The sequence below is a fragment of the Streptomyces curacoi genome (assembly GCF_001513975.1).
In the GTDB taxonomy this organism is placed as follows: Bacteria; Actinomycetota; Actinomycetes; order Streptomycetales; family Streptomycetaceae; genus Streptomyces; species Streptomyces curacoi.
This window is the reverse complement of sequence record NZ_KQ947996.1, coordinates 48,174-64,331: the sequence shown is the minus strand read 5'-3', so window position 1 is coordinate 64,331 and position 16,158 is coordinate 48,174. Positions and strand designations below refer to the sequence as shown.

Below are 16,158 nucleotides of genomic sequence, written 5' to 3'. Positions count from 1 at the left end.
GGGCTCAGCTCAGTGCGGTCGCGTCGATCAGGGCGAGGGTGCCGTCCAGGTACGCCGCCCGGGTGGCCCGGCGCTGGATCTTGCCGCTGGATGTCTTCGGTATGGTGCCCGGCCGGACCAGGACGACGTCGCGTACCGGCAGGCCGTGGGCCTCGCCGAGCGCGCTGCGGACGACGTCGGTGATCTTCTCCGCCTCGCCCTGCGCGTCGGGGGCGATCTCGGCGACGACGACCGCCTGTTCGCCGTCCGCTGCGGCGTCCTCCCCGTCGACGGAGAACGCGGCGGTGCAGCCGGGGCGCAGTGCCGGGTGGGCCATCTCCGCGGTCAGTTCGAGGTCCTGCGGGTAGTGGTTGCGTCCGTCGACGACGAGGAGGTCCTTGAGGCGGCCGGTGACGAACAGCTCGCCGGCACGCAGGAATCCGAGGTCTCCGGTGCGCAGGAAGCGGCCCTCGTGGCCGGTGAGGGTGGCACGGAAGGTCTTGCGGGTGGCGAGGGCGTTGCGCCAGTAGCCCTTGGCGACGCTCGCGCCGCGCACCCAGATCTCGCCGGTCTCCCCTTCGGGCAGCTCCTCGTGCCGTTCGGGGTCGGCGATCACGACGGTCACGCCCGCGCCCGGACGCCCGCAGCTCACGGCCGCCGCGTCGGCCCGGCCGGCGTGCGGGCCGGTGTCGGCGGCGTCGAGCAGGGTGGGTGCCGTGCGGACCGTGCTGCCGGTGACCATGAGGGTGGCCTCGGCCAGGCCGTAGCAGGGGTGGTGGGCCTCGGGGCGGAAGCCGGCCGGGGCGAAGGTGTCGGTGAAGCGGCGCAGGGTGGCGGCGCGGACGGGTTCGGCGCCGTTGGCGGCGACCCGCCAGCTGCTGAGGTCGAGGGTGTCGAGGAGTGCGGGGGTGGCGTGCCTGAGGCAGAGTTCGTAGCCGAAGTTGGGGCCGCCGGTGGTGTGCGGGCGGTAGCGGGTGACGGCGGTGAGCCAGCGCTGGGGCTGCTGGAGGAAGTGCAGCGGGGAGAAGAGGGTGGCGGTCGTACCGAGGTAGACGGTGTTGAGGACCGGGCCTATGAGGCCCATGTCGTGGTACATGGGCAGCCAGCTGACGAACATCTCGTGCCCGTACTCGGCGATGGCCTCGGGGGTGTGGCCCATGCTGTCGGTGAGGACGCGCTCGTTGTCCAGCAGGTTCCCGTGGGTGACGACCACGCCCTTGGGCGCGGAGGTGGAGCCGGAGGTGTACTGGAGGAAGGCGACCGAGTCGGCGGTGAGGTCGGGCTCCCGCCAGGAGCCGGCCGCCTCGTCGGGGATGTCCTCGGTGGCGACACAGGTGAGGTCGGCGAGCTCGGGCAGGTGTTCCGCCAGGCCGGCCAGGGCGGTGATCACTTCGCGGCCGCCCAGGATCACCTTGACGTCGGCGTCGGCGATGAGCCGCCTCATCCGGGTCAGGGCGCGGTGGTTCTGCGCGCGGCCCTGGGGCGGGACGCCCGGCACGGCGACGACACCGGCCGCCAGGCAGCCCAGGTAGCCGCTGATGAACTCCAGCCCGGGCGGGTACAGCAGCATGGCCCGGCCACCGGCCAGGCCGCGCTCCTGCAGCCAGGCGGCCACGGCCCGGGAGCGGGCGGCGAGACGGCCGTAGGAGATCTCCTCGGTCTCGCCGTCGCAGTCGCCGGTGGCGAGGTAGCGGTAGGCGGTCCGGCCGGGGGCGTGCGCGGCGTGCGCGGTCAACAGATCGACCAGGGATCGAACCATGTGGCGAGTCTCACCTGTCTGGAATCGGTGGGCGAGGAACTGGAGTTCGAGGGCCACGTGCTGGATCAGCGCAGACGCCTCGGTCGACCCGGCCCCCTTGCCGACTCTTCCGTCTCGACGACCCGCCGAGGAGTCACGGCGCTGCCGCGCCGACTCCTCGCGTCCCCCCGCTCAGCTTGCTACCGGTGAGTAGCACCATAGCAACACTCCGTTCGGTCCGGCGGGCCGAACGGAGGTAAACCCTACGTGTCCGAAGGGTCGTTGAGGTAGCGAGGGTCTGCGCACGGTCCGCCGGGACCCGGGACGGCCCCGCCGACGGTTCCTGACAGCCGAAAGCCCGGACACCTCGGCTCACTCGGTGTCCGGGCCGTGCGGGCGGGCTCGGTCAGCCGCCGTTCAGTCGCGCGCGCAGGAGTGCCTTGCCCAGTTCGGCGCCCTTGCGGCTGTCCGCCTGAGCCTTGCGGAACAGGTCGGCCACCTCGGTGTCCTTGTCGCGTTCCGCGTCCTCGATGTAGGTCTCCAGCCGCAGCGCGTTGCTCAGGCACGCCTCCACGTACCAGATGAGGTTGTAGTCCTTGTCCGGCGTACCGGTCACGCCACCGGTCTCCGTGCCGCTGGTCATGCAGGCCTCCTCCAAACGTTCTCGTTCCTGGGCTCGCCGAGTACCCGCCGTCCGACCGGGCACACCGCGCGGACGCCCTCATTCCCGCTCCCGCGGCCCGGCTCCGAAAACGCCAGGTCACGCCACCCCTTCCGCCGCATAGAAATATCTACGAGCATGCAGGGGCCGGGATGGCGTGCGACCGGCGGCCCCGGCGGAGGTTCCTCGTGCCCTGCGGGGCCGGGCCGACCTGCACTCGGAGCGGGACATGACCAACGCGATGTGGACGTACGGCGTGGAGTGGCTGGCCGCTGCCGCCGCGGACCCCCGGGCCTGCAAGCGGGCCTGGGACCAGGGCCATGGCACGGCACTGCTGGAGGCGGGCAGGTTCTGGGACGTGGTCAGCGTGCCCGAGCGGCTCGGGCTGCTCGCCCTGGATCTGCTGTGGCGGCCGTCGCTGCCCGTGCCCGGGCCGACACTCGTGGACACCGCCGCCCAGCGGGTCGGGTTCTTCCTGCCGCCCGATCCGCACAGCCGCTGGGTCGGGGCCGGGCTGCGGCACGCGGGCCGGGGCTCCTGGGTCGCCGTGCCGCCGCCGTACCGCTCGGCCCGGTTCCTTGAGTGGCTGGTCCCGCCCGACGGGACCGGCGTCCTGCATGGCCCCGGCCCCCTGGAGCACGCGCTGCGCGAGGCCAACGGAACGCTGGCCGTGCTCAACTCACCGTCCCCTGACGGCAATTCCGACAGTTGACGCAGAAGCGAGCAGAGTCCCGTCACTTTCGGAGCGAAGTGTCGATCGACCGTGCGAGACCGATCGATGACGGTGTGTACTGTGCTGCGAGCGCCTCGACCCAGCGCCTCGGAGACCAGCCCTGCCCTCCTGCCCCCGACCCGACCTCTGGGAACCGACTCGATGATCGAATTACCGGACCTGGTGACCGGCGGTCTCGTCGTCGGCATGCTGTCCGCGCTCGCCCTGGGCGGCGGGCTGCTGCGCGCACAGCGGCAACAGGCCCGCCAGTGTGCCGAGATCGCCGGATTGCGCCGCCGACTCGACGGCGCGCTGCAGACGTTCACGGCCGAGGTCGAGCATCTGGCGGCGCGGCGCCTGCCGGCCGCCGCCCGGCAGTCGGCGCACCCCCATGTCGCCGTGCCGGGTCCACTGCATCCGCAGCTCGCGGGGTCACCGCTGGACCTGGCCCTGGAGCAGGTACTGCAAGGGCTCCACACCGAGCTGGCCGCCCAGCGCACCCGGATCGACGCGGCCGCACAGGCCGGGATGCGCGGGGCGACACGCGAGATCCAGGCGGCCCTGTACCGGCTCCAGGACGCGTTGCGTGACTTGCAACAGCGCTACGACGACCCCGAGCTGACCCAGACCCTCTTCCAACTGGACCACGAGAACGAGCAGTCGCTGCGGCGCGCGCAGGTCACCGCCGTGGTGTGCGAGGCGTGGGTCGGGCTCGCCCGCGAGGAGTCGCATCTGGTGGACGCGGTGACCGGCGGCCAGGCCCGGCTCGCCGGCTATCACCGGGTCCGTATCCACAACCACCTGGCCGCGGGTACCGGACTGGTCTCGCACGCGGTGGAGCCGGTCGCGATCATCGTCGCCGAGCTCCTCGACAACGCCCTGCGGCACTCGGCGCCGGACACGGAGGTCGTGGTCAACCTGGAGCACGTCCATCACGGCGTCTGCGTCACGGTCGACGACGCGGGCCTGGGCATGACGCAGGACGAACGCGCCCGCGCCCAGCGGCTGGTGGCGGGTTCCGAGCCGATCCTCCTCACCGAGCTGGGTGATCCGCCGCGCATGGGTCTGGCCGCGATCGGGCAGCTGACCCGGCAGTTCGACCTGAGCGTGGACGTGTCGTCGCCGTCGCCGTACGGCGGAGTGCGGGCGGTGCTGCGGGTCGAGGGCCATCTGCTCAGCCGTATCGACCCCGTCGAGCGACCGCCCGCGGCCAGCGCGCCGCGCCCCACCCCCAGGGCCTCCCGAGCCGAAGCTCCGCTCGGCTCCCGGAGCGAGGCGTCCGCCCCCTCGCACGGATACGGGGCCGAGCACGACCACGACGGCTCCGGCGCCGCGTCCGGGCACCAGGCTCCGCGTGACACCGGGGGTCTGCCGCGGCGCCGGCGGCGTACTCGGGTGGCCGCCGCGTCCGGTGACACACCCGCGCCGCGGTCTCCGGCGCGCCGCCCGGAGGAGGCCGCCGCGGCGCTGGGCGCGTTGCAGGCCGGCACCGCCGCGGCGCGGGCCACGGCCGGCGAGTCAACGGGCGACGCCTCCACCGCCGTACCGGAAACCGCGCGAGCGGCGGCGCGGCGAGCCGAGGCCGCGACGCACGACGCCGGACAGCCCGACACCGAACAGCCGGACGCTGGACAGCCCAATACAGCGCAGGCCGACACCACGCAGCCCCACACTGCGCAGACCGACACCGAACAGGCCCGCTCCGAACAGGCCGGCTCCGCGCAGACCCGCACCGAACAGACCGACCACGAAGGGGGAACGGCTCGATGACCAGCCGCGACACGCAAGACACGGCATGGGTGCTCGAACCGGTCCTGCAAGTGCCGCACGTGGTGGCCGCCGTGCTGCTCACCCGGGACGGACTGGTGACCGGGTACACGGACGCGCTCACCCGGCCCTCGGCCGAGCGGGTGGCCGCGATCACGAGCACGGTGCAGGGCGCGTGCCGTGCCGCGGCGGCCGCGTTCGCCGACCGGGAGCGGTCCGAGGTACGGCAGGTCGTCATCGAGTCGGACCACGGGTACGTCCTGATCGTGCCGACGGACCACGGCACGTGTGTGGCCGCGTACGGGGGCGCCGAGGTGCGCCTCGATCTGCTCGCGCACCGGGTGCACTCGCAGGTGGCGCGGCTGGGCGAGAAGGCGATGGCCGCCGCGCCCCGGGCTGGCGACGGCGGCGCGCCGGCATGACCGGCCGCCGTGGCGGCCGCCCCCTGGTTCCGGCGTATCTGTCGACCGGCGGCGTGGCCCGGCCCAGCCGCCCCCATCTGGAGCGGCTGTCGGTGCTCACGGGTACCGGCACGCCCGCGCCCGCCGGTCTGCCCGCCGCCCAGCTCGCCCTGCTGGACGCCCTGGACGACGGCTCGCTGACCGTGGTGGAGGCCGCGGCGCTGCTGCGGCTGCCGGTGTCGGCGGTGCGTGTCCTGGCGGCCGAACTCATGGACCGGGACCTGGTGCTGGCCCGTGCGCCGATCCCGCCCGCCGAACGCTTCGACCCCGACCTGCTGAAGAGAGTGGCCGATGGCCTTCGCGCCCTCAAGCACACCTAGCGACACCCGCGCCCGACGCACGGCGGGCGCGTCCGAGGACATCCACCTGCCCGCCACCGCCCGCGACCTGGTCAAGATCCTCGTCGCCGGTCCCTTCGGCGTGGGCAAGACGACCCTGATCGACTCCGTCTCCGAGATCCGGCCGCTGCACACCGAGGAACCGCTCAGCGAGGCGTCCGCCCGGGTGGACGACCTGGCCGGAGTGCGGGACAAGCGGACGACCACCGTCGCCGTGGACTTCGGCCGGATCAGCCTGCCGGGCGGGGTGGTGCTGTATCTGTTCGGCACACCGGGGCAGGAGCGGTTCCGGGCGCTGTGGGACGACATCGCGTACGGCGCGCTGGGCGCCCTGGTCCTGGTCGACGGCCGTCGGATCGACGCGTCGTTCGACGTGCTGGGGCTGGTCGAGGAGACGGGACTGCCGTACGCCGTCGCCCTCAACGCCTTTCCGGACGCGCCCCGGCACCACACCGGCGAACAACTGCGCGCCGCCCTGGACCTGGCGGCCGACACGCCGATGGTGACCTGCGACGCGCGGGACGCCGACTCGTCCTTCGACGCGCTGCTCGCGCTGGTCCAGCACCTGATCGACCGTCACGCTCCGGAGGGCCGGTGACCACCCACTCCCCCGACGGGCACGCCTTCTCCCGCTCGACGCCGGTACGCCTGTGGGAGGACGGCTTCGCGCTGGACCCGTACCGCTACTACGACGCGCTGCGCGCCCAGGGCCCGGTCGGGTGGGCGGAGTTGGCGCCGGGCGTGCCGGCGTACGTCGTCACCGACCGGCGGGCGGCGCTGGATCTGCTGCACGACACGGACACGTTCTCGCACGACCCGCGGCCCTGGGAGTCCACGGTCGCCGACGACTCGCCGGTCCTGGGCATGATGCGCTGGCGGCCCAACACGCTGTTCGCCGACGGCGCCGCCCATCTCCGCTACCGCACCTCGCTGATCGACACCTTCGACCGGATCGAGCCGCACGACCTGCGGGCGCGGGTGCACCGGGCGGTGCGGGTGCTGGTGGGCCGGTTCGGGCCGCAGGGTGAGGCCGATCTGGTGGGCGAGTTCGCGCGACCGCTGATGGCGCTGGTGTTCAACAGCCTCTTCGGGCTGCCGGACAGTCAGAGCGACCGGCTGGAGGCGGCCTTGGGCAAGATGATGGAGAGCGGCGCGGAAGCGGCCGCGGGCGAGGCGGAGTTCGGCGGCTATGTACTGGACCTGATCGCGGCCAGGGCGGAGCGGCGGGGTGACGACCTGCCGAGCCGGCTGCTGGACCACCCCGCCGGGCTCACGGCCGAGGAGGTCACCTGGCAGGTGTTCCTCACCCTCGGCGCCGGGCACGAGCCGACGGCCAACCTGGTGTCGAACGCGCTGTCCCGCATCCTCGGCAACCCGGCGTACTACTCCACCCTGACCAGCGGGGCCCGCCCCGTGCGGGACGCGGTGGTGGAGGTCCTCCATCACGAGACTCCGCTGGCCAACTACGGCATCCACTACGCCCGCAGGCCGGTGTCCTTCCACGGCGTGTGGATCAGGGCCGCAGTGCCGGTGGTGGTCTCCTACGGGGCGCTCGCGCTCTCCGCCGGCCCGGAAGGCGCCGGAAGTGCCCCCGCCGCCGAGAGGGAGGTCCCCGGCGGCCGTCACCCCAACGACGCCTCCCACCTGTCCTGGTCGGCGGGCCCGCACGCCTGCCCGGTCCGGCAGCACACGCTGCTCCTCGCCACCGAGGCGATCGAACGGCTCACCCAGTGGCTTCCCGATCTGCAGCCGGTCCTGCCCCGCGAGCGCCTGACCTGGCGGCCCGGCCCCTTCCACCGCTCGCTCACCGCCCTGCCCGTACGGTTCAGCCCCCGCTCCCCCGACCAGCCCGGAGGTCCCTCGTGACCGTGACCGACCGCATCGACCGGATCGCCCTCGACCCGTTCGGCGCCGACATCCCCGGCGAGAGCGCCCGGCTGCGCGCCCTCGGCCCGATCGTGCCCGTGGAGCTGCCCGGCGGGATTCCCGCATGGGCGCCCACGGGCCACGACACCCTCAAGTCGCTGATCCTCGACCCGCGGGTCAGCAAGGATCCCCGGCTGCACTGGAGGCTGTGGCCCGAGATCGGCGACCACCCCTCCTGGGGCTGGATCCTGGGCTGGGTGGGCGTGGTCAACATGCTGTCGACGTACGGCGCCGACCACGCGCGGCTGCGCAAGCTGGTCGCGCCGAGCTTCACCCAGCGGCGTACGGAGTCGATGCGGCCGCGCGTGGAGGCGATCACCGCGGAGCTGCTCGACGCGCTCGACGAGGGCGGCGCGGTGGTCGACCTCAAGGCGGCGTTCGCCCATCCGCTGCCGATGCGGATGATCTGCGAGCTGTTCGGTGTGCCCGAGGAGCTGCGCGAGGACACCGGGGCGCTCATCGCGGCCATCATGGACACCTCCGATCCCGGTCCGGAGCACGCCGCGTACGTGCAGGAGCGGATCGGTACGGTGCTGGGCGCGCTGATCGCCCACCGGGGCGAGCACCCCGGGGACGATCTGACGAGCGAGCTGATCCGGGTGCGAGACGAGGACGGCGACCGGCTCGGCGACGAGGAGCTGCTGTACACGCTGCTGCTGGTGATCGGCGCCGGTTTCGAGACGACCGTCAATCTCATCGGCAACGCCGTCGTCGCCCTGCTGACCCACCCCGAGCAGCTGGCCGCCGTACGCTCCGGGGAGATCGGCTGGGACGCCGTGATCGACGAGACGCTGCGGGTGCACCCGTCGATCGCGTCGCTGCCCCTGCGGTTCGCCGTCAGCGACATCGAGGTCGGGGACGTGACCATCGCGGCGGGGGACGCGATCCTCACGACGTACGCCGCCGCGGGGCTGGATCCCGTGCGCTACGGGCCGGACGCGGACGCCTTCGACGCGTCGCGCGGGGCCGACGACCATCTGGCGTTCGGGATCGGCGTGCACCGGTGCATCGGCGCTCCGCTGGCCCGCGTCGAGGCCCTGGCGGCGCTGCCCGCCCTCTTCGACCGCTTCCCCGGGCTGCGGCTGGCCGCCGGGGAGCGGGAGCTGCGTCAGGTGCCGTCGTTCATCGCGTTCGGCTGGCGGGAGATACCGGTGCGGTTGCGGGACTGAGCCGTCCCCTGACGGGTGCGGGGACGCAACCGGTCCCCCGTTCCGGTCGTGCCCCCGCAGCGAGTCGAACTTACGTCTGCGGCCACGCCATGGGTATCGCGTCGATGCCCGCTGCACGGCCCGCGGGACTCACTTGTGCACAAGTGAGTCCGGAAGGCCCGGTTTCGCCCCGTGCAGGGCGGGCTGATCCAGGTCGCCCCCGGCGAGATGGGCCAGGACGACCTCGTACAGGTCGCTGCCGCCGGCGAGGAGCTGGCGTTCGAGGACGGGTTCCGCGCTGCGGACGTGCTCACGGACGGTCTGGGCATGGACACCGAGGGTCTGCGCGGCGCGTTCGGCGTTGCCGCCTTCGGCGATCCACGTGCGCACGGTGCGCCGCAGGTCCCGGCTGTCCTTGTCCAGGCGGGCGAGGAGGTCGTGCGCCCAGGTGCGCATGGCGGGACCGGAGAGCAGGTCGCCGAGGGAGACGGGGGCCGCCTGCGCGGTGCCGGTGTCGTTCGGTGCGTCCGCCAGGCTCACCTGGGTCTTGAGCGCCAGGTGGACCACCGCGCGGGCGGTGAGGTCGGCGAAGTCCGTGCGCAGCAGGGCTTCCACGCGTTCCATCCGGGCCCGGACGGTGTTGCGGCTGACGCCGAGCACCTTGGCCGTGTTCACGGCGGTGAACTCCAGGCCCAGCCGGGTGGTGGCGAGCAGTTCGGCGCGGGTGTGGTGGGACAGGGTGTCGAGCGGGTGCAGCACATGGGCCGTCCAGCCGCGCAGTGCCGCCGGGTCGATCAGGCGCTCGGGGTGGGTGCGTTCGGCGTAGACCGCGGCCTTGTCCGGGCGGAAGTGGGCGACGGCGAGGGCGCTCACGGCCTGCCCGTACGCGGCGGCGGTGCGGGCCAGACTCTGCCGGGCGCTGCCGCCGAGGAACGTGCGGGGACGCCGGCCGATCAGCGACCGCAGCTCCCCGGCGGCGGCGTCGCCGGGCGTCACGACGATCACGTGCTGGTCCACCGCCGGGCAGCGCACCACCAGCGCCCGCTCGCCCGTCACGTCGATGCACTCCTCGGCGAGCCGGTCACGCTCCTCGGCGGCGCCCTCGACGACGTACACGCAGGCGGTGTCCGTATCGAGCAGTCCGGGCCACAGTCCCGCGGCCACCCGGCGTGCGGCGACGGTGTCCTCCACCATCAGCAACTGCAGGATCGCCAGGCGCAGATCGGACGTCGCCCGCTCCAGGCGGCGACCGGCGGCGGTGGTCTCGCCCGCCCTGAGCAGCAGTTCGATCACCTGGACGGTGTGCGCGACCATCGCGGAGGTGCGCCGGTCGAAGGGCGTCGTGCGCGCCACCGTGAGCACGCCCGCCGACGAGGAGTTCGGGTACGCCACCCTGACCAGGCGCAGGTGCCGGTCCTGGCCCTCCCACGCCGCGGAGGCGATCCGGCCGGCGGCGATGTCCGCGACGAGGTTGTCGTCCAGCGGCGGCCGGGTGCCGGCGAGGAGCCTGCCGGTGTCGTCCTGCAGCGCGGCGGTGCCCTCCACGGCGTCGGCGAGCCAGGCGACGACCCGGCGGACGTCGCGCCCGGTCGGCCGCAGGTGGTCCAGCAACTCCTCCGCCCAGGCCGAGGCGTCGCCGCTCCTCACCCCCGTCTGACGGACCCCGTCCTCTCTGCCAGCCACGTCGGCCTTCACCTCGTCCTGCGCTCTCCACGACGTACCGCTCGGGGACGTTACCTCACGCGCACGCGACGGTACGCCGACGTTCACCTCGGGACGGGGTTCCCAGGATCGGGGCCGTCATCCCCCGGCTCCGGGGGGCGAAGTCGTGGGGCGGGCGCACGGGCGCCCGGACGTGACTTGTGACGGCCTGCGCGGCTGCCGTGCGTCCAGGGCATAGGCTCGTCGAATGGCGAAGTACTTCGATGTGCACCCCGACAACCCTCAGCCGCGCACCATCGCCCAGATCGCCGACAGTGTCCGCTCCGGTGCGCTCATCGCGTATCCGACGGACTCCTGTTACGCGCTGGGCTGCCGGCTGGGCAGCCGTGACGGTATCGAGCGGATCCGGGCCATTCGCCGCCTGGACGACCGACACCACTTCACCCTCGTCTGCCAGGACTTCGCGCAGCTGGGCCAGTTCGTGCGGGTCGACAACGACGTGTTCCGCGCGATCAAGGCGTCCACGCCCGGCAGCTACACGTTCATCCTGCCGGCGACGAAGGAGGTGCCGCGCATGCTCCAGCATCCGAAGAAGAAGACGGTGGGCGTGCGCATCCCCGACCACGTCGTCACCCAGGCGCTGCTCGCCGAGCTCGGGGAGCCGCTGCTGTCCAGCACACTGCTGCTGCCCGACGAGGAAGAGCCGATGACCCAGGGCTGGGAGATCAAGGACCGGCTGGACCACGCGCTGGACGGAGTGGTCGACTCCGGCGACTGCGGCACCGAGCCGACGACGGTGATCGACTTCTCCGGCGGCGAGGCCGAGATCGTACGGAAGGGAGCGGGCGACACGTCCCGGTTCGAGTGAGACCGCCCTGGTGGGGGTGGCCGCGGCGCCCGCGGACACGCGTGTCACGATGACCTCGGTCCGGCCCTTTCCCCACGGGCCGGTGCCTGCCGACGCCCCCACGCAGAGAGGCACGCCCCAGCCATGACCGCCGTACAGGGAACCGCCGTCGACATCCGCACCGAGGACGGCACCGCCGACGCCTATCTGGCCCACCCCGCCGATGGCGCTCCCCGTCCGGCGGTCCTGCTCTACATGGACGCCTTCGGTCTGCGGCCCGCGCTCAGGGCGATGGCCGACCGGCTTGCGCAGGCCGGGTACACGGTGCTGGTGCCCAACGTGTTCTACCGTCACGGGCGCGCTCCGGTGGTCGAGTTGCCCGAGTTCATCGACCCCGGGGCCCGGCCGGAGATCTTCGAGAGCCTCATGCCGATCATGCGGGCGCTGACGCCCGAGGCGGCGATGCGGGACGCCGATGCGTATCTGCGCCGGCTGGCCGAGTGCCCCATGGCGGCCGACGGCCCGGTCGCGCTGACCGGCTACTGCATGGGCGCCCGGCTGGCCCTGCTGACCGCCGGCACCCATCCGGAGCGGGTCGCGGCGGCGGCCGGGTTCCACGGCGGCCGGCTCGCGACCGAGTCGCCGGACAGCCCGCACCTCGTGGCCGGACACATCACCGCCGAGCTGTACTTCGGGCATGCGGACCAGGATCCGTCCCTGCCCGTCGAACAGATCGAGCGCCTGGAGGCCGCGCTCACCGAGGCGGGGGTACGGCACCGGTGCGAGGTGTATCCGGGGGCGGGGCACGGGTTCACCCAGAGCGACACCGCCGCGTACGACCGCGAGGCGGACGAGCGCCACTGGGCTGCGCTGCTCGATCTGCTGAAGCGGACGTTCTGAGCCGGGCCGCCCGGCGGCATGGCTCCGCTGGGCGAGGGCGGCAGTCCGCGTCGGGCCACCGGCCCGTGCCGATCACCTCGATTCCACTTTCGTCCAAGCGTCGTCGGTCTTTGTCCATGGACCCGTCGGCCGCCGGAAGGTGAGGGTCTGCCCATGAGTGAACCCGGCTTCCGTCGCGCTGCTTTACCGCAACCGTCCCGACAAGTGCGGCCGACCGAACGGCAACGGATGCCGAGTGGACTCGTCGCGCTGGCACTCGGCGGTTTCGGCATCGGTCTGACCGAGTTCCTGATCGCCGGGCTGCTGCCGCAGGTGGCGTCGAGTTTCGCGGTGTCCGAGGCGGCGGCCGGCCGGCTGATCTCCGGGTATGCGCTGAGCGTCGCGATCGGCGCGATCGCGCTGACCGCGGCGACGGCGCGGCTGCCCCGCAAGCATGTCCTGGTCGGCCTGGTGGTGTTGTTCGTCATCGGCAACCTGTTGTCCGCTGTCGCGCCGAACTACCCGGTGATGCTGCTCGGACGGATCGTCGCGGCGTTGTGCCACGGCTCGTTCTTCGGAATCGGCTCTCTGGTCGCGAGCAGTCTGGTCGCGCCGGAGCGGAAGTCCCGTGCGGTGGCGGTCATGTTCGCCGGGCTGACCGTTGCGAACGTACTGGGTGTGCCGTTCGGCGCGCTGGTCGGTGAGCGCTGGGGCTGGCGGGCGGCCTTCTGGGCGGTCACCGCGATCGGGGTGCTCGCGCTGGCGGGCATCGTCACCCTCGTCCCCGGCTGGGCGGGCCGGACAGGGCCGCCGGCGGCGAAGGGCCACCGCTCGGACCCAGCACCGGGCGACGGCCTGCGGGCCCAGTTCCGGGCGTTCCGGTCCTGGCAGGTCTGGCTGACCCTGACGGCCACCGCGCTCGGCTACGGCGGGATGTTCGGTGCGTTCAGCTATATCGCCTACACGTTCACCGAGGTCGGCGGCTTCTCCTCGGCCGATGTCGCCTGGTTGCTGATGGTGTACGGCGTCGGCCTGGTCGTCGGGAACCTGATCGGCGGGCGGGCAGCCGACCATGACCGCGACCGTGCGCTGGTCCTCTCCCTGCTCGCCCTCACCCTCACCCTGGCCCTGTTCGGTCTGCTGGCCGCCAGCGCCACCGCGTCGGTGGTCCTGGTGTTCCTGATGGGGGTGGCCGGCTTCGCCGCCGTCCCGGGCATGATCACGCGCGTCACCGACTTCGCCCACGGCGCGGCACTGGCCGCCAGCGCCAACGTGTCCGCGTCCAACATCGGCAACGCCCTCGGCGCCTGGCTCGGCGGCCTGGCCATCAGCGCGGGCCTCGGCTACACCGCCCCGCTCCACGTCGGCGCCGGGATCGCCCTGGTCTCCGTCGTCGTCATGGTCGTCGCCGCGCGGCACGCCAGGTCAGCCGCGGACCGGTCCGACCAGTGCGCCGCCGAGCCGCCGTCCCGGCCGGGGGCCGGACGGGCCATGCGGCATCGATGAGGCGGGCGCAAGCTGGAGACGTGCCCGCTTCGGCCGCGGGCCGTACACGATCCGTGGGGAGAACCGAGATGAGTCCGCTTCAGAACCTCCCTGAGGTGGTGTCGCGCGAGGAGTGGCTCGCCGCCCGCAAGGAGCTGCTGGCCAAGGAGAAGGAGCTCACACGGGCGCATGACCGGGTCAACGCCCAACGGCGGCGGCTGCCGATGGTCCGCGTCGACAAGCCGTACTCCTTCGAGGGGCCGAGCGGGACGGTGAGCCTGCTCGACCTGTTCGAGGGGCGCCGCCAGCTGGTCATGCACCACTTCATGTGGACGTACGACATCGACGCCGACGGCGTCGAGCACCCCCGCGACACCGGCTGCTCCAGCTGCTCCTCCGCGGCCGACGGGATCGGCGGGCTGCGGCAGCTGCATGTCCGCAACACGACACTGGTGGCGGTGAGCCGGGCGCCGTACGCGAAGATCGCCGCGTACCGGGAGCGGATGGGGTGGACCTTCCCCTGGTACTCCTCGGCGGGCAGCGACTTCAACTACGACTTCCACGCGACCGTCGACGAGCGGGTGGCGCCGGTGCAGGTCTTCCATCGCACCGAGGCCGAGCTCGCCGAGGCCGGAACGCCGTGGTCGGAGAGTATGCGCGGCGACTGGCCCGGCATCAGCACCTTCCTGCGTGTCGGGGACGAGGTCTTCCACACGTACTCCACGTTCGGCCGTGGCATCGAGCAGTTCCACTACGGCATCCCCTACCTCGACCTCACCGCGCTCGGCCGGCAGGAGCCGTGGGAGGAGCCGAAGGGCCGGGCGGTCCCTCTCGGCCTGCAGGCCGGCGGTCCCGGTTTGCGGCTTCCCGACGAGTACGACGCTTGATGCCGATTCCGACGTCTCATTCCGAGTACGACGCCTGACGCCGAGGACGACGCCTGACCCGTGACACCCGAAGCGTGCTCAGGCCCCCGTGGGAGCCGTCCGTGCCGACAGCCCGCTGCGCAGGCACTCGACGAGGCGGGCGGCGATGGTGCCGTCGGGGTCCAGACGCGGGTTGAAGATCGTGACGTCGAGTCCCACGGCTCGCGCGTCGGCCAGGGCCGTCCGCAGCACGCTCTCCAGCTCTTCCCAGGTCAGCCCGCCGGGCAGGCGGTAGTCGACGGCGGGCATGATCGCGTCGTCCAGGACGTCGACGTCCAGGTGGACCCAGAAGCCGGCGCCCGTGCCGGCGGCGAGTCGGTCGACCGCCTGGCGCGCTGCCGTGGCGGCGCCGACGGCGCGCACCCCGTCGAGGTCGATGGCGTGCAGCCGGGGTGGGAGCGGCTGCATTCCGGCCCGGGCGGATTCCTCGGCGTCGCGGAACCCGAAGGCCACGACGTCCTCGTCCCGCAGCAGGGGTCCACGGCCCTCCAGGTCGGTGAGCAGGCGCGGGCCGCGGCCCGTGGCCAGGGCGAGTTCCATCGAGGCCGCCTCACCGTTCGGCTCCGCCGAGGGCTGGTAGAAGTCGGTGTGACCGTCGAGGAACAGCAGGCCATGACGTGCGCGTCGGCGCAGGGCGAGGAGGCTGCCCAGCAGGATGCTGCAGTCCCCGCCGAGGACGACGGGAAAGCGGCCGGTGTCGAGGACGGCGCCGACCGTGTCGGCCAGTCGGGCGGAGTACCGCGCGAGGGCGGGCGCGTTGAGGACTCCGGTGTCGGCGTCGCGGGCGGGGTCGTAGGCCGGTGGTTCGACCCGGCCGGCCCGTACCGCGCCGAGACCGGCCGGCAGACCGGCCTTCAGCAGGGCCGCCGGCAGGTCCTGCACCCCGGACGGGCGCAGGCCGAGCACGGACGGGGCCTCGATGATCGCGAGTTCCTGCATGTCCGGCCCTTTCCGCTGCTGCCCGCCGCCGCTCACCTCACTCCATCTGTGCCACACCCGCGGGGCACGCACCACTCGACGGCTCGGTGACGGGGCGGCGCTCATGGTTCGCCGGGCTGCCGGCGGTAAAGGCTTGCGCTCGCGCAGCAGCGGCCGTAGACCGTTGCTCCGCAACTGGCCATGGTCCTGGGCGGATTGGCTCCGGTCGCGCCGGTCCGGCGCGGCCCCGCCGCTCGGCCCGCTCTAGATCATTGTTACGGTGCATCAGTGCCTGACTCCTCACGCGACACCGCCGAAGGCGCCGGCTGGGGCGCCACCGAACTCGGCGAGTACAAGCGGCTGATGCCGCACAGAGTGGAAAAGATCTCCTGGCTCAACCCGAAGACGATCTGGGCCGCCCGCAACGGCGTGCTCGCGTCCTGGTTCGGGGATCCCACGGGACGCACCCGCAGCCGATGGGTGGCACAGCGGGCGGCGGCCGGGGCACCCGCCGACAAGGTGATCCGGCGCGACGACCCGGACCGCTTCTCCTTCCTCGTCATCGGTGACACCGGCGAGGGCGACGACTCCCAGTACGCCGTGGTGCCGGGCCTTTTGAAGGTGGGTCAGGACACCAGGTTCGCGGTCCTCGCGAGTGACGTGATCTATCCCGTCGGCAGCGCCGACGACTACGGCACCAAGTTCTTCCGG

15 protein-coding genes and 1 pseudogene are annotated in these 16,158 nt (G+C 72.8%); 12 read left to right on the top strand and 4 right to left on the bottom strand.

Translation table 11 applies throughout. The features are described 5' to 3' along the window. Window positions 1-4 precede the first annotated feature (4 nt). Both AQI70_RS33810 and AQI70_RS33805 read right to left on the bottom strand, forming a co-directional pair. Window positions 5-1,738: a fatty acyl-AMP ligase gene (locus tag AQI70_RS33810; protein WP_062156264.1), complete on the bottom strand. Its 1,734-nt coding sequence runs from the start codon at window positions 1,736-1,738 to the stop codon at window positions 5-7. Between the two features lie 385 nt (window positions 1,739-2,123). Next, on the bottom strand, window positions 2,124-2,360 hold the full coding sequence (locus tag AQI70_RS33805; RefSeq protein WP_004004067.1) for a hypothetical protein: 237 nt from the start codon (window positions 2,358-2,360) through the stop codon (window positions 2,124-2,126). Window positions 2,361-2,607: 247 nt separating this feature from the next. Between AQI70_RS33805 and AQI70_RS33800 the strand changes: the two genes are divergently transcribed. From AQI70_RS33800 to AQI70_RS33770, 7 genes are all read left to right on the top strand, one after another. After that, window positions 2,608-3,090 carry a hypothetical protein gene (locus AQI70_RS33800; protein WP_062156263.1) on the top strand — a complete coding sequence of 161 codons (483 nt, stop codon included), beginning with the start codon at window positions 2,608-2,610 and terminating at the stop codon, window positions 3,088-3,090. A 162-nt stretch (window positions 3,091-3,252) separates the two neighbouring features. Then, window positions 3,253-4,860, top strand: coding sequence for an ATP-binding protein (locus AQI70_RS33795; protein WP_244181947.1), 1,608 nt, complete (start codon window positions 3,253-3,255; stop codon window positions 4,858-4,860). Beyond that, entirely contained in the window at window positions 4,857-5,279 is a 423-nt protein-coding gene (locus AQI70_RS33790) for a roadblock/LC7 domain-containing protein (protein ID WP_062156262.1), read from the top strand. Before AQI70_RS33795 ends, AQI70_RS33790 begins: the two co-directional genes overlap by 4 nt. Next, entirely contained in the window at window positions 5,276-5,638 is a 363-nt protein-coding gene (locus tag AQI70_RS33785; protein ID WP_004004065.1) for a DUF742 domain-containing protein, read from the top strand. The genes AQI70_RS33790 and AQI70_RS33785 overlap by 4 nt, the downstream gene beginning before the upstream one ends. Then, complete coding sequence (locus AQI70_RS33780) at window positions 5,610-6,254, top strand: GTP-binding protein (protein WP_062156261.1); 645 nt, start codon at window positions 5,610-5,612, stop codon at window positions 6,252-6,254. Before AQI70_RS33785 ends, AQI70_RS33780 begins: the two co-directional genes overlap by 29 nt. Further along, window positions 6,251-7,522, top strand: coding sequence for a cytochrome P450 family protein (locus tag AQI70_RS33775; RefSeq protein WP_062156260.1), 1,272 nt, complete (start codon window positions 6,251-6,253; stop codon window positions 7,520-7,522). Before AQI70_RS33780 ends, AQI70_RS33775 begins: the two co-directional genes overlap by 4 nt. Continuing rightward, on the top strand, window positions 7,519-8,751 hold the full coding sequence (locus tag AQI70_RS33770) for a cytochrome P450 family protein (RefSeq protein WP_062156259.1): 1,233 nt from the start codon (window positions 7,519-7,521) through the stop codon (window positions 8,749-8,751). The genes AQI70_RS33775 and AQI70_RS33770 overlap by 4 nt, the downstream gene beginning before the upstream one ends. 129 nt (window positions 8,752-8,880) lie before the next feature. On the opposite strand, the gene AQI70_RS33765 is transcribed toward AQI70_RS33770, so the two are convergent. Then, a complete protein-coding gene (locus AQI70_RS33765; protein ID WP_062156349.1) occupies window positions 8,881-10,413 on the bottom strand; it encodes a helix-turn-helix domain-containing protein in 1,533 nt (510 codons plus the stop codon). Between the two features lie 226 nt (window positions 10,414-10,639). Between AQI70_RS33765 and AQI70_RS33760 the strand changes: the two genes are divergently transcribed. From AQI70_RS33760 to AQI70_RS33745, 4 genes are all read left to right on the top strand, one after another. Continuing rightward, complete coding sequence (locus tag AQI70_RS33760) at window positions 10,640-11,260, top strand: L-threonylcarbamoyladenylate synthase (protein WP_062156258.1); 621 nt, start codon at window positions 10,640-10,642, stop codon at window positions 11,258-11,260. A 123-nt stretch (window positions 11,261-11,383) separates the two neighbouring features. After that, the gene (locus AQI70_RS33755; RefSeq protein ID WP_062156257.1) at window positions 11,384-12,139 is read left to right on the top strand and encodes a dienelactone hydrolase family protein; all 756 of its coding nucleotides are present in this window, start codon (window positions 11,384-11,386) and stop codon (window positions 12,137-12,139) included. A 228-nt stretch (window positions 12,140-12,367) separates the two neighbouring features. Then, window positions 12,368-13,624, top strand: a complete 1,257-nt coding sequence (locus tag AQI70_RS33750; RefSeq protein WP_062156256.1) for an MFS transporter — start codon at window positions 12,368-12,370, stop codon at window positions 13,622-13,624. A 68-nt stretch (window positions 13,625-13,692) separates the two neighbouring features. Then, window positions 13,693-14,490, top strand: a complete 798-nt coding sequence (locus AQI70_RS33745; protein ID WP_062156255.1) for a DUF899 domain-containing protein — start codon at window positions 13,693-13,695, stop codon at window positions 14,488-14,490. A 78-nt stretch (window positions 14,491-14,568) separates the two neighbouring features. Here AQI70_RS33745 and AQI70_RS33740 read toward each other — a convergent pair whose 3' ends face one another. Then, complete coding sequence (locus tag AQI70_RS33740) at window positions 14,569-15,468, bottom strand: arginase family protein (RefSeq protein ID WP_062156254.1); 900 nt, start codon at window positions 15,466-15,468, stop codon at window positions 14,569-14,571. Window positions 15,469-15,735: 267 nt separating this feature from the next. Between AQI70_RS33740 and AQI70_RS40475 the strand changes: the two are divergent. Further along, window positions 15,736-16,158: pseudogene (locus AQI70_RS40475) on the top strand (metallophosphoesterase); the annotation flags it as partial.

Coding starts and splice junctions, on each gene's coding strand:
- AQI70_RS33780 (WP_062156261.1), top strand. CDS start 5,610: ATGGCCTTCGCGCCCTCAAGCACACCTAGCGACACCCGCGCCCGACGC.
- AQI70_RS33800 (WP_062156263.1), top strand. CDS start 2,608: ATGACCAACGCGATGTGGACGTACGGCGTGGAGTGGCTGGCCGCTGCC.
- AQI70_RS33760 (WP_062156258.1), top strand. CDS start 10,640: ATGGCGAAGTACTTCGATGTGCACCCCGACAACCCTCAGCCGCGCACC.
- AQI70_RS33790 (WP_062156262.1), top strand. CDS start 4,857: ATGACCAGCCGCGACACGCAAGACACGGCATGGGTGCTCGAACCGGTC.
- AQI70_RS33740 (WP_062156254.1), bottom strand. CDS start 15,468: ATGCAGGAACTCGCGATCATCGAGGCCCCGTCCGTGCTCGGCCTGCGC.
- AQI70_RS33745 (WP_062156255.1), top strand. CDS start 13,693: ATGAGTCCGCTTCAGAACCTCCCTGAGGTGGTGTCGCGCGAGGAGTGG.
- AQI70_RS33805 (WP_004004067.1), bottom strand. CDS start 2,360: ATGACCAGCGGCACGGAGACCGGTGGCGTGACCGGTACGCCGGACAAG.
- AQI70_RS33810 (WP_062156264.1), bottom strand. CDS start 1,738: ATGGTTCGATCCCTGGTCGATCTGTTGACCGCGCACGCCGCGCACGCC.
- AQI70_RS33750 (WP_062156256.1), top strand. CDS start 12,368: ATGCCGAGTGGACTCGTCGCGCTGGCACTCGGCGGTTTCGGCATCGGT.
- AQI70_RS33785 (WP_004004065.1), top strand. CDS start 5,276: ATGACCGGCCGCCGTGGCGGCCGCCCCCTGGTTCCGGCGTATCTGTCG.
- AQI70_RS33755 (WP_062156257.1), top strand. CDS start 11,384: ATGACCGCCGTACAGGGAACCGCCGTCGACATCCGCACCGAGGACGGC.
- AQI70_RS33795 (WP_244181947.1), top strand. CDS start 3,253: ATGATCGAATTACCGGACCTGGTGACCGGCGGTCTCGTCGTCGGCATG.